This is a genomic window from Variovorax palleresanus (assembly GCF_051144945.1).
In the GTDB taxonomy this organism is placed as follows: Bacteria; Pseudomonadota; Gammaproteobacteria; order Burkholderiales; family Burkholderiaceae_C; genus Variovorax; species Variovorax paradoxus_S.
This window is the reverse complement of record NZ_JBJNVP010000002.1, coordinates 3,542,130-3,553,979: the sequence shown is the minus strand read 5'-3', so window position 1 is coordinate 3,553,979 and position 11,850 is coordinate 3,542,130. Positions and strand designations below refer to the sequence as shown.

The 11,850-nt window shown below is 64.5% G+C and carries 10 protein-coding genes; 3 read left to right on the top strand and 7 right to left on the bottom strand.

The window, feature by feature from the left end; all coding sequences use genetic code 11:
• The first annotated feature begins 340 nt into the window (after positions 1-340).
• The 3 genes from ACJ7Z0_RS20480 to ACJ7Z0_RS20470 all read left to right on the top strand — a co-directional run bounded on the left by ACJ7Z0_RS20480 (position 341) and on the right by ACJ7Z0_RS20470 (position 5,321).
• Complete coding sequence (locus ACJ7Z0_RS20480; RefSeq protein ID WP_434791304.1) at positions 341-3,253, top strand: ribonucleoside-diphosphate reductase subunit alpha; 2,913 nt, start codon at positions 341-343, stop codon at positions 3,251-3,253.
• Between the two features lie 180 nt (positions 3,254-3,433).
• Positions 3,434-4,612, top strand: coding sequence for a ribonucleotide-diphosphate reductase subunit beta (locus ACJ7Z0_RS20475; protein WP_434791303.1), 1,179 nt, complete (start codon positions 3,434-3,436; stop codon positions 4,610-4,612).
• A gap of 196 nt (positions 4,613-4,808) precedes the next feature.
• Positions 4,809-5,321 carry a histone H1-like DNA-binding protein gene (locus tag ACJ7Z0_RS20470; RefSeq protein ID WP_093021970.1) on the top strand — a complete coding sequence of 171 codons (513 nt, stop codon included), beginning with the start codon at positions 4,809-4,811 and terminating at the stop codon, positions 5,319-5,321.
• A gap of 83 nt (positions 5,322-5,404) precedes the next feature.
• Here the strand turns inward: ACJ7Z0_RS20470 and ACJ7Z0_RS20465 are convergent, their stop codons facing one another.
• The 7 genes from ACJ7Z0_RS20465 to ACJ7Z0_RS20435 form a co-directional block, all read right to left on the bottom strand.
• Positions 5,405-6,307 (bottom strand): carbohydrate kinase family protein, encoded by a 903-nt coding sequence (locus tag ACJ7Z0_RS20465; protein WP_431124733.1) that lies wholly within the window; start codon positions 6,305-6,307, stop codon positions 5,405-5,407.
• Between the two features lie 57 nt (positions 6,308-6,364).
• On the bottom strand, positions 6,365-7,762 hold the full coding sequence (locus ACJ7Z0_RS20460) for a zinc-ribbon and DUF3426 domain-containing protein (protein ID WP_434791302.1): 1,398 nt from the start codon (positions 7,760-7,762) through the stop codon (positions 6,365-6,367).
• A gap of 73 nt (positions 7,763-7,835) precedes the next feature.
• Positions 7,836-8,720, bottom strand: a complete 885-nt coding sequence (gene prmA, locus ACJ7Z0_RS20455; protein WP_434791301.1) for a 50S ribosomal protein L11 methyltransferase — start codon at positions 8,718-8,720, stop codon at positions 7,836-7,838.
• A 13-nt stretch (positions 8,721-8,733) separates the two neighbouring features.
• The gene (gene accC / locus ACJ7Z0_RS20450; protein WP_012746099.1) at positions 8,734-10,083 is read right to left on the bottom strand and encodes an acetyl-CoA carboxylase biotin carboxylase subunit; all 1,350 of its coding nucleotides are present in this window, start codon (positions 10,081-10,083) and stop codon (positions 8,734-8,736) included.
• 2 nt (positions 10,084-10,085) lie between these two features.
• A complete protein-coding gene (accB, locus tag ACJ7Z0_RS20445; protein ID WP_434791300.1) occupies positions 10,086-10,547 on the bottom strand; it encodes an acetyl-CoA carboxylase biotin carboxyl carrier protein in 462 nt (153 codons plus the stop codon).
• A gap of 98 nt (positions 10,548-10,645) precedes the next feature.
• Positions 10,646-11,191: a TlpA family protein disulfide reductase gene (locus ACJ7Z0_RS20440; RefSeq protein WP_431124742.1), complete on the bottom strand. Its 546-nt coding sequence runs from the start codon at positions 11,189-11,191 to the stop codon at positions 10,646-10,648.
• On the bottom strand, positions 11,192-11,788 hold the full coding sequence (locus ACJ7Z0_RS20435) for a hypothetical protein (protein WP_431124745.1): 597 nt from the start codon (positions 11,786-11,788) through the stop codon (positions 11,192-11,194).
• Positions 11,789-11,850 lie beyond the last annotated feature (62 nt).

Genomic DNA, 11,850 nt, shown 5'->3' with positions numbered 1-11,850 from the left:
CGCGCGGCGCCCTGCGATGCGCTGTGCTTGCGTCGACTCCGTTTCTCAAACGCCGACGCGCAGCGTAGCAACCATGCGCCTTGCAGGCCCAAATCGTCCGGCAGGCCACGCCCCATGCGGCCTGCGCGACCATAAGCCAGTATTCACGCGGCACCGATGGCCGTATGCCGAATCCTAGAGAAATACCCGTAGGGGTTAAACTTCCACAAAACACTACCTGTAGTGGCTTGTAGACCCTCTACACCCTAGATATAGTGTCCTCCGTCCGGCCAACAACGCCGGCGCAACGCCCGACCAAGGCGCTGCCACCCAACAAGAATTGCCAACCGAGAGGAAGCGAATGCAAACTGCCCTGAACACCCCATCGACCCCGCGTGCCGTTCCCTCCACGCCGTCCCAGCAACGCGACACCGCGGGCTCCACCACCGCCCAGAACCTCGCGAACTACCAGATCATTCGCCGCAACGGCGCCGTGGTTCCCTTCGAACCCAACAAGATCGCCATCGCCATGATGAAAGCCTTCCTGGCGGTGCACGGCACCCAGGGCGCGGCTTCAGCCAGCGTGCGCGAGACGGTCGACGCACTCACGCAAGGCGTGATCCGCGCCATGGTCCGCTCGCGTCCGGGCGGCGGCACCTTCCACATCGAAGACGTGCAGGACCAGGTCGAACTCGGCCTGATGCGCGGCGGCCACCACGAAATCGCGCGCGCCTATGTGCTGTACCGTGAACGCCGCACGCAAGAGCGCTCCAAGCAGGTCGCGCAGGAAGCGCCGGCCACGCCGCTGCTGCACGTGCTGGACGGCGGCGAACGCGTCGCGCTCGACCTGAACGAACTCAAGGGCCTGATCGAATCGGCCTGCGAGGGCCTCGGCGACGGCATCACCGCCGCGCCGATCGTCGCCGAGACGATGCGCAACCTGTATGACGGCGTGCCGCTCGACGAGGTCTACAAGGCCTCGATCCTGGCCGCCCGCACGCTGATCGAGAAGGATCCCGACTACACCTTCGCGACCGCCCGCCTGCTGCTGCACACGATCTTCAAGGAGATCATCGGCCGCGAAGTCATGCCCACCGAGCGTGCGCAGACCTACGCCGATTACTTCCCGCAGTTCATCAAGAAGGGCGTCGAGAACGAGCTGCTCGACGAAAAGCTGCTGCAGTACGACCTGCCCCGCCTGGGCGCCGCGCTCAAGGCCGAGCGCGACAACCAGTTCGACTACCTCGGCCTGCAGACGCTGTACGACCGCTACTTCCTGCACGTGCGCAAGAACCGCATCGAGCTGCCGCAGGCCTTCTTCATGCGCGTGGCCATGGGCCTCTCGCTCGGCGAAATCGACCGCGAAGCCCGCGCCATCGAGTTCTACGAAGTGCTGTCGTCCTTCGACTTCATGTCGAGCACGCCCACGCTGTTCAATGCCGGCACGCTGCGCTCGCAGCTGTCCAGCTGCTACCTGACCACCGTGCCCGACGACCTGGACGGCATCTACGAGTCGATCAAGGAAAACGCGCTGCTGTCGAAGTTCGCTGGCGGCCTGGGCAACGACTGGACCCGCGTGCGCGCGCTCGGCAGCCACATCAAGGGCACCAACGGCGAATCGCAGGGTGTGGTGCCGTTCCTGAAGGTGGTGAACGACACGGCTGTGGCCGTGAACCAGGGCGGCAAGCGCAAGGGCGCGGTCTGCACCTACCTGGAAACCTGGCACCTCGACATCGAGGAGTTCCTGGAGCTGCGCAAGAACACCGGCGACGACCGCCGCCGCACGCACGACATGAACACGGCCAACTGGATCCCCGACCTGTTCATGCGCCGCGTGATGGAAAAGGGCACCTGGACGCTGTTCTCGCCCTCGAACGTGCCCGACCTGCACGACCTGTTCGGCGCCGACTTCGAGAAGGCCTACGTGGCCTATGAAGAAAAGGCCGCGCGCGGCGAGATCAAGCCCGCCCGCACCATCCAGGCGTCGGACCTCTGGCGCAAGATGCTCACGATGCTGTTCGAGACCGGCCATCCCTGGATCACCTTCAAGGATGCCTGCAATGTGCGCTCGCCGCAGCAGCACGCCGGCGTGGTTCACTCGTCGAACCTGTGCACCGAGATCACGCTGAACACCAGCGACACCGAAACCGCCGTCTGCAACCTGGGTTCGGTGAACCTGCTGCAGCATCTGAAGGACGGCAAGGTCGACCAGGAGAAGCTCAAGCGGACGATCTCGACCGCGATGCGCATGCTCGACAACGTGATCGACATCAACTACTACGCCGTGAAGAAGGCGCGCGACTCGAACCTGCGCCACCGTCCGGTGGGCCTCGGCCTGATGGGCTTCCAGGACGCGCTGTACGAACTGCGCATTCCCTACGCCTCGCAGGAAGCCGTGCAGTTCGCCGACGAGTCGATGGAAGCCATCTGCTACCACGCCTACTGGGCATCGACCGACCTGGCCCGCGAACGCGGCAAGTACTCGAGCTACAAGGGCTCGCTGTGGGACAAGGGGATTCTTCCGATCGACACGCTCGACCTGCTCGAGCAGGCCCGCGGTGGCTACGTCGAGGTCGACCGCTCGTCCACGCTCGACTGGGACGCGCTGCGCCAGAAGATCAAGGCCGACGGCATGCGTAACTCCAACTGCGTGGCCATCGCACCGACCGCGACCATCTCCAACATCATCGGCGTCGACGCGTCCATCGAGCCCTGCTTCGGCAACCTCTCGGTCAAGTCGAACCTGTCGGGCGAATTCACCGTGATCAACCACTACCTGGTGCGCGACCTGAAGCGCCTGGGCCTGTGGGACGACGTGATGGTCATGGACCTGAAGCACTTCGACGGTTCGCTGCGCCCGATCGACCGCGTGCCGCAAGACGTGAAGGCGCTCTACGCCACCGCGTTCGAAGTCGAGACCACGTGGCTGGTCGAAGCCGCCTCGCGTCGCCAGAAGTGGATCGACCAGGCGCAGTCGCTCAACATCTACATGGCCGGCGCATCGGGCAAGAAGCTCGACGACACCTACAAGCTCGCATGGCTGCGCGGCCTGAAGACGACCTACTACCTGCGCACACAGAGCGCGACGCACGCCGAAAAGTCGACCGTGCAATCGGGCCGCCTCAACGCGGTGTCGTCGGGCAGCGATGCATCCTCGGGCATGAGCGCGCTCGAAGCCGCAGCAGCCGCAGCAAAGGCGCAGATGAGTGCGATGCCTGCGACCGACATCGCGTTCTGCGGCGTCGACGATCCGACTTGCGAAGCATGCCAATGACGCGTCAGTGAAGTCAGAGAGAGGTGCATGCACGACGCGCGAACTCTCAGTCGATCACGGCATCGACTGACATCGCGCGATGCATGAGAGCAACATAACAACCACATAAATGGAGCGCGATGTGAACGAGCACTTTGCAACTCACATCGTTGCTCCGATAATCGAGCATTGGATTTTTCTATGTTGACCTGGGACGAAGAAGTCAAGCCCTCCTTATCAAAGGATATGCAACAAGGATTGCAGCAACACCACGCATCGACCAGCGGCATGACCGCAGGCCGACCGGTGGACGCTCCGACTTCGTCGATTGCACAGCAGCCCACCGCAGCCCCCGTCGCTGCGCAGCGCGTCAAGGCTTCCGACAAGCGCATCATCAACGGCCAGACCGACGTCAACCAGCTGGTGCCGTTCAAGTACAAGTGGGCCTGGGAAAAGTACCTGGCCACCTGCGCCAACCACTGGATGCCGCAAGAGGTGAACATGACGCGCGACATCGCGTTGTGGAAAGACCCGAACGGCCTGACCGAAGACGAGCGCCGCATCGTCAAGCGCAACCTCGGCTTCTTCGTGACCGCCGACTCGCTGGCCGCCAACAACATCGTGCTGGGCACCTACCGCCACATCACGGCGCCCGAATGCCGCCAGTTCCTGCTGCGCCAGGCATTCGAAGAAGCGATCCACACGCACGCATACCAGTACATCGTCGAGTCGCTCGGCCTGGACGAGAGCGAGATCTTCAACGCCTACAACGAAGTGCCGTCGATCCGCGAGAAGGACCAGTTCCTGATCCCGTTCATCGACGCCATCAGCGACCCCCACTTCAAGACCGGCACGCACGAAACCGACCAGACGCTGCTCAAGTCGCTGATCGTGTTCGCCTGCCTGATGGAGGGCCTCTTCTTCTACGTCGGCTTCACGCAGATCCTCGCGCTGGGCCGCCAGAACAAGATGACCGGCGCCGCCGAGCAGTACCAGTACATCCTGCGCGACGAATCGATGCACTGCAATTTCGGCATCGACCTGATCAACCAGCTCAAGCTCGAGAACCCCGGCCTCTGGACCAACGAGTTCAAGGCGGAGATCAAGGCCCTCTTCATGAAGGCCGTCGAGCTCGAGTACAAATACGCCGAAGACACCATGCCGCGTGGTGTGCTCGGCATGAACGCCTCCATGTTCAAGGGCTACCTGCGCTACATCGCCAATCGGCGGGCACAGCAGATCGGCCTCGAAACGCTCTTCCCGAACGAGGAAAACCCGTTCCCCTGGATGAGCGAGATGATTGACCTGAAGAAAGAGCGCAACTTTTTCGAGACCCGCGTGATCGAGTACCAATCGGGCGGCGCGCTCTCGTGGGATTGAATCTTTCCGACAAGAATTAATGAATTCAAGAATTGCCCTTGCCACCGATCGCGCCGAAGAGCGCGGCATGGACGAGGGCTCAGGTGTTCATGGTGCTGGGGCTCAGATTCCAACGCCATGAATCGCTTCACGCTACCAACGTGCGTGGAGTGCTTCAATAGGTTGATTTTTTCAACTTGATCAAGGAGAAATAGAAATGGCAACTGCAAAGAAAGCGCCGGCTAAGAAAGCCGCTGCAAAGAAGGCTCCGGCAAAGAAGGTCGCGGCCGCTAAGAAGGCTCCCGCCAAGAAGGTAGCTGCGAAGAAGGCTCCGGCCAAGAAGGTCGCAGCGAAGAAGGTAGCCGCCAAGAAGGCGCCTGCGAAGAAGGTAGCCGCGAAGAAGGCAGCTCCGGCCAAGAAGGCCGCTGCCAAGAAGGCTCCGGCGAAGAAGGCTCCTGCCAAGAAGGCGGCGGCGAAGAAGGCTCCGGCAAAGAAGGCCGCTGCCAAGAAGGCCCCTGCGAAGAAGGCTGCCGCCAAGAAGGCTCCTGCCAAAAAGGCTGCGGCCAAGAAAGCCGCGAAAAAGCCCGCTGCCAAGCCTGCCGCTGCTGCCAAGAAGCCTGCTGCGAAGAAGGCTGCAAAGGCAGCCCCTGCCGCAGCGCCTGCTCCTGCTGCGCAAACGACGCTGAACCCGCAGGCAGCCTGGCCGTTTCCTACGGCCAGCAAGCCCTGAGCTTCTCAGCGGCCTTGTCGGCAAAAAACCCGGCACCTCACGGTGTCGGGTTTTTTTTTGTGGGCGCCTAACAGAGAGGCGACTCAGAGGCCGAGCGCCTGCCTGTCGATCTGGTAGTTTTGCGGCCCGCGCTGCGCGATCTTGAGCGCGCCGATACGGTTGCCCAATGCCGCGCACTGTGCGAGCGGCCATTCCTTTTCCAGGCCGAACAGCAGCGCGCCACGCCAGGCATCGCCGCAACCGGTGGGCTCGACCACGGCGGTGGGCGTCACGCCCGGCACATGCTCGCGTTCGCCGTCGGTCCAGACCTCGCACCCCTCGCCCGCCAGCGTGACCACCAGGCCGCGCACGCGCTTCGAAATCTCGGCCAGGCTCCAGCCGGTGCGCTGCGACAGCATCTTTCCTTCGTAGTCGTTGACGACGACCCAGCTCGCCAGCTCGACGAAATGCTTCAGCGCCTCGCCATCGAACATCGGCAGGCCCTGGCCCGGGTCGAACACGAACGGGATGCCGGCGGCGGCGAACTGTTCTGCGTGCTGCAGCATCGCCTCGCGGCCGTCGGGCGCGATGATGCCGACGCGGATGTCTTCTCGGGCGGCGATCTTGGTGAGGTGCGCCTGCTGCATCGCGCCGGGGTGGAACGCGGTGATCTGGTTGTTGTCGACGTCATTCATGATCATCGCCTGCGCCGTGAAGGTGTCGTCCAGCTGGCGCACGAACTCGGTGCTGATGCCCAGCCCGCGCATGCGCTCCAGGTAGTCGGCCCCATCGCTGCCGAGCGTGGCCATCGGCAGTGCCGTGCCGCCCAGCGCGTTCAGGCTGTAGGCAATGTTGCCGGCGCAGCCGCCGAAGTCACGCCGCAGGCCCGGCACCAGGAACGACACATTGAGGATGTGCAGCTGGTCCGGAAGGATCTGGTCGGCGAACCGGCCCTCGAAAGTCATGATGGTGTCGAACGCGAGGGAACCGCAAATCACTGCTGCCATGGGTGAACCGTTGGTTGGGAAGGGATGAAAAAAGAGCGGGGCGAACGCGAGCCCGGCTCAAGGATAGAACGCTTCGACGCGGTAGCCGGCAATGGGCGGCAGCGTTGCCGCCTCCGTGGCGGACAAGGCCAGCGGCAGCGACGCGGCCTGCTCGGCGCGCGGCGGAAGCACCGCCGGCGCGCCATAGTCCGTGGCCGTCAACACGCGGCGCAGCACGGCGCGCTCCTGCGAGTCGAGCAGCGAAAGCTCGACCGCCGGCATGGCCAGCGGAACCGTGGCGCCGTTGCGCAGGGTGAAGCTCAGCCGGTAGTCGTTGTTGCCGGTCTTCTCGCGCGCGAAGGCGGCGCCCTCGATCACGACGTCGCCGATCTGGCGCAATGCCGTGAGCTCGCAGCCGGTAAAACCGCACAGCGCGGCAAGCGCCGGACGAAGGTTCGGCTGGCGGGCCACGATGCCGTCGCGCTCGTGCCGCAAGACCTGGACGGCAAACAGCAGGACGGCAAGCACCGCAAGAAGCCAGAGCCAACGCCGCACCGCGCTGCGCTGCCAGAAACCCGTGGCATCGCGACCCGGCTCCTCGCCGCCGAAGAGCGGAAGCCGTTCGGAATCTTCTTCTGCGTCGTCGCGCAGCGATGGGAGCGGCAAGAGGACCGGGTCGGGCTCGCTCGCCTCGCGCACCATCGAGGCCGATGCCTTGGCGGCGGCGCGCTCGTCCCGCGCCTTGGCGCCGGCGATCTTGGCGGACTTGATGCGCGCCCGGCGCAGCGCCTTCTGCATCTGCACCTGGTCGCGGTCCAGCGCAGGTTCGTGCTTCTCGTTCTCGTCGCTGGCCGAGGCCACCAGCTCGCGGGCCTTGAGGCGCAGGGCCGGCAAGGGCGGCGACGGAGGCGGCGGGGGCGAGGGAGGAGCCCCAAGATTCAGGTCGATGTTCGGAAACGGCGGCAGCGAGCTGGGCGGAGGACGCCACTCGGGCTCGTTGGCTTCGAAGTCGGACCACAGCTCGTCCGCGACGATGCCGTGTGCCGGCAGGACCGAGGCAGAGGCCAACGCGGAAGCCGAAGCGGATGCGGGCGCTGGAGCCGGCGATGATTCGGACTCGGACACCGGCGCCGCCGATGGCGCCTCGATCTGCTCGCCGGGCGGCACCGGGGCGGAAGCTCCCAATGCCTCGCCACGCTCGGGCTCGTCGTCAAAGAAGTCCGCGTCTTCGACTGCGCGCCGGGACTCCTCGGAAGGCCGCTCGAGTGGCTCGGGTTTGGCAGCAGGCGCCGACGATGGCGGCAGCGAAGCCGCGCCGGCCACCGGGGTGGCGTCGGGTGCCTCGTGCAGATCGAGCGTGGCGTCGAACACGTGGCTGCACCGGCCGCAACGCACCCAGCCATCCGAGATGCGGAGCTGGTCGCGAACCACCTTGAAGGTGGTGGTGCAGGCGGGGCAGCGCGTGACAAGGCTCATGACCGGGCGATTGTAGGGTTGGGCCCTCGCCGCGCCAGGGGAATCAGGGCGACACGAACGGCTCGCTGCGTCCTCAGCAGCGCGCCGTCATGAGGATCCAGCCGTCCTCGCTGTCGCTGACTTCGAGCGCTGCATACGGCGCATAGGCCTGCTTCAGCTCGTCGGCCTGGCGCTCGAGGATGCCGGCCAGCACCAGCGATCCACCGGGCGCCACGTGGCTGCACAAAAGTGGCGCAAGCACCTTGAGCGGCGTGGCCAGGATGTTGGCCAGCACCGTGCCGTACTGGCCCTTGGCTGCTTCAGGCAGGCCGGCGTTCAGGCGCACGCCGTTGGCTTCGGCGTTGAGGCGGGTCGACGAAACGGCCGCTTCGTCGATGTCGACGGCGTCGATGTCGGGCGCACCGAACTTCGCCGCGCCAATCGCGAGGATGCCGGAGCCGCAGCCGTAGTCGAGCACGCGCTGGCCGGCAAACGCGCCCTGCTTGGCGATCCAGCGCAGGCACATGCGCGTGGTGGGGTGCGTGCCGGTACCGAAGGCAAGCCCCGGGTCCAGGCGGATCACCTGCTTTGCCTGTTCGGGCGGCTCGTGCCACGTAGGGACGATCCAGAACTCGGGCGTGATCTCGACCGGCGCAAACTGCGATTGCGTGAGCCGCACCCAGTCTTGCTCGGGCACCGACGCCACGCCGAGCACCTGGCAGCCTTCGAAGAAATCCTGCAGCGCGAGCACCGACGCAGCCTCTTTGGCAAGCGCTTCGTCGGCAAACAGCGCGATCACGCGCGAGCGCTGCCAGCCTTCCTTGGGCGGCGGCATGCCGGGCTCGCCGAACAACGCCTGCTCGGCATCGGTCTGGGCGTCGGCGTCTTCGACCGACACGCTCAGCGCATCGAGCGCGTCGAGCGCATCGCCGAGCATCTCGACCCGGTCTTCCGGCGCCATGAGGCGTAGTTCAAACATGCCGTGGTGCCATTCAGCGCTTGTGCGCCGCCAGCCACTCTTCCAGATAGTGGATGTTGGTGCCGCCGCTCATGAACTTGGCGTCGACCATCAGCTCGCGGTGCAGCGGGATGTTGGTCTGAATGCCTTCGATCACGGTCTCGTTCAGCGCCGTGCGCATGCGGGCCATGGCCTGCTCGCGCGTGTCGCCGTAGACGATGATCTTGCCGATCATCGAGTCGTAGTTCGGCGGCACGAAGTAGTTGGTGTACGCATGCGAATCGACGCGCACGCCAGGGCCGCCCGGCGGGTGCCACATGGTGATGCGGCCCGGCGACGGGGTGAACTTCCAGGCGTCTTCGGCGTTGATGCGGCACTCGATGGCGTGGCCGCGCATCTCGATCTGGCGCTGCGTGAACGGCAGCTTCTCGCCCGCCGCCACCATGATCTGCGTCTTCACGATGTCGATGCCGGTGGTGAACTCGGTCACCGGGTGCTCCACCTGCACGCGCGTGTTCATTTCGATGAAATAGAACTCGCCGTTTTCGTAGAGGAACTCGAAGGTGCCGGCGCCGCGATAGCCGATCTTCTTGCAGGCCGCGGCGCAACGCTCACCGATCTTCTCGATCAGCTTGCGCGGAATGCCGGGCGCCGGCGATTCCTCGATGACCTTCTGGTGGCGGCGCTGCATGGAGCAATCGCGCTCGCCCAGGTAGACCGCATTCTTGTGCTTGTCGGCGAGGATCTGGATCTCGACGTGGCGGGGGTTCTGGAGAAATTTCTCCATGTACACGGCCGGATTGCTGAATGCAGCGCCAGCTTCCGCCTTGGTCATCTGGATCGCGTTGATCAGCGCCGCTTCGGTGTGCACCACACGCATGCCGCGGCCACCGCCGCCGCCGGCCGCCTTGATGATGACCGGATAGCCGATGGCGCGGGCAATGCGCTTGTTGGTGGTGGCGTCGTCCGAGAGCTCGCCCTCGGAGCCCGGCACGCATGGCACGCCGGCCTTGATCATGGCCTGCTTGGCCGAGACCTTGTCACCCATGACACGGATGTTTTCAGGCGTCGGGCCGATGAACTGGAAACCGCTCTGCTCCACCCGCTCGGCGAAGTTGGCGTTTTCGCTCAGGAAGCCGTAGCCGGGGTGGATGGCCTCGGCGTCGGTCACTTCGGCCGCCGAGATGATCGCCGGCATGTTGAGATAGCTGAGCGACGACGGCGCCGGGCCGATGCAAACGGCCTCCTGCGCGAGCTTGACGTACTTCGCGTCGCGATCGGCTTCCGAATAGACCATCACGGCCTTGATGCCGAGCTCACTGCAGGCGCGCTGGATCCGGAGGGCAATTTCCCCCCGGTTTGCAACCAGGATCTTCTTGAACATGGTCACTCGATGATGAACAGCGGCTGGCCGTATTCAACCGCCTGACCGTTTTCGCCGAGGATCTGGGTGATCGTGCCGGACTTGTCGGCTTCGATTTCGTTGAGGATCTTCATCGCTTCGATGATGCAGATGGTGTCGCCCTCGTTGACCTTGCTGCCGATCTCGACGAAAGCCGGAGCGCCCGGGCTGGACGAGCGGTAGAAGGTACCGACCATCGGCGACTTGACCGCGTGGCCTGCAGGCGCGGCTTCGGGCGCCGGCGCGCTGGCAATCGCGGGCACCGCCGGAGCGCCTGCCGCGGGGGCCGCTGCCGGTGCTGCCGCCACGGTTTGCACATACTGCACGGGGGCGGCACCGCCGCCCTTGACGATGCGAACCTTGCCTTCAGTTTCGGTGATTTCCAGTTCGGAAATATTGGATTCCGACACCAAATCGATCAGTGTCTTGAGTTTGCGCAGATCCATGAGGCTCCAGTGCCGACTTTGCCGGTCATTAGGATGTAACTGGGCTAAAAATCGGTGATTTTTAGCGATTGGCGGCGAATGCCGAGGTGTATCTGATTCTAACCGTGAACCAGTTCACGCCGCCAAGCATCCAAGTCAGCGGATTCGAGCTTGCCCATTTTACGAGCCGCCACGGTTCCATCACTGCCGAGAACCAGCGTGAAGGGCAAACCGCCGGCCGTATTTCCGAGGCTTTTTACCAGTTCGGTTCCCTGCAGGCCAGCCAATCCGGTGGGATAGCTGACTGGCATCTTCTGGAGAAACTTGCGGACAGCGCTCGGTTGATCGATTGCCAAGCCAACAACTTGCCAGCCGTTCGCGCCATTTTCGCGAAAGAAGCGGTCGATCATCGGCATTTCCTCCACACAGGGAGGACACCACGTTGCCCAAAAATTAAGCAGGAGCGGCTTGCCGCGCAGATCGGCAAACACCAGTTCGCCGCCCTCGGGACGCTCGAAACGCTGGGTCCAGAAAGCGGCGTCGAGGGCTTCGCCCTTCGCGCCGCTGCCGCGCTCACGCCACCACGCGCCGCCCAGGCCCGCCGCTGCGGCCGCAACCGCCACGCCGCCGTAAAGAAGGCGGCGCCGTGTGGGCGAAGAAGTCATTCACTTGTCCTTTTCTCTTTCAATCAGCCGGCGCAGCGCAGCCAGGTCGCCACGCGGCACGCGGCCCTGGGCGTCGGGCCGAAGCGCTCCGCGCAGATCGTCGAGGTCGTACACCAGCAGGTGCACCCCGATCTCCTCACCCAGCGCACGGCTCGCGGCGTGCACGCTGAGCGCCTCCACCTGTTCGCCATGAAAACCGGTCACCATCCGCGGCTCGTAGTCCACGTGATGGTCGATCAGTGCAATTTCGGCGGACTTGGAATCATCGCAGAACAATTGAATATAAATGTCTGACAGACGCGTGGCGGTACCGTGCCAGACGGCGCCTCCAATATGCGGACGGAACGCGGCCATGCGCTCCATCCATTCGAGCGCGAGCAGCCGCAAGGCATGCAGTTCTTGCGGCTGGGTGTCGGCGCAGTAGAGCGCGATGTAATCGCGGACCTCGGCCTCGACCTCGTCGTTGTTGGGCAGCGAAGTGCGTGACGACAGGCCCAGGTCGCGCAGCGCCCTGCGCTTGGCCGGGCCGTACTCCAGCCCCTCTTCGACCACGAGGCGGGCTGCTGCAGCGGCAATCTCACGCTTGGACGTGTCCATCGACACATTTTGCCCGCAGATGGCGCGCTTCACACGAACATCGGTACAAAGGCCAGGCCGCA

Bases quoted from the DNA above. Each gene is read 5' to 3' on its own strand.
- ACJ7Z0_RS20435 (WP_431124745.1), bottom strand. From the start codon at position 11,788: ATGGACACGTCCAAGCGTGAGATTGCCGCTGCAGCAGCCCGCCTCGTG.
- ACJ7Z0_RS20475 (WP_434791303.1), top strand. From the start codon at position 3,434: ATGTTGACCTGGGACGAAGAAGTCAAGCCCTCCTTATCAAAGGATATG.
- accB (WP_434791300.1), bottom strand. From the start codon at position 10,547: ATGGATCTGCGCAAACTCAAGACACTGATCGATTTGGTGTCGGAATCC.
- ACJ7Z0_RS20480 (WP_434791304.1), top strand. From the start codon at position 341: ATGCAAACTGCCCTGAACACCCCATCGACCCCGCGTGCCGTTCCCTCC.
- prmA (WP_434791301.1), bottom strand. From the start codon at position 8,720: ATGTTTGAACTACGCCTCATGGCGCCGGAAGACCGGGTCGAGATGCTC.
- ACJ7Z0_RS20470 (WP_093021970.1), top strand. From the start codon at position 4,809: ATGGCAACTGCAAAGAAAGCGCCGGCTAAGAAAGCCGCTGCAAAGAAG.
- ACJ7Z0_RS20465 (WP_431124733.1), bottom strand. From the start codon at position 6,307: ATGGCAGCAGTGATTTGCGGTTCCCTCGCGTTCGACACCATCATGACT.
- ACJ7Z0_RS20440 (WP_431124742.1), bottom strand. From the start codon at position 11,191: ATGACTTCTTCGCCCACACGGCGCCGCCTTCTTTACGGCGGCGTGGCG.
- ACJ7Z0_RS20460 (WP_434791302.1), bottom strand. From the start codon at position 7,762: ATGAGCCTTGTCACGCGCTGCCCCGCCTGCACCACCACCTTCAAGGTG.
- accC (WP_012746099.1), bottom strand. From the start codon at position 10,083: ATGTTCAAGAAGATCCTGGTTGCAAACCGGGGGGAAATTGCCCTCCGG.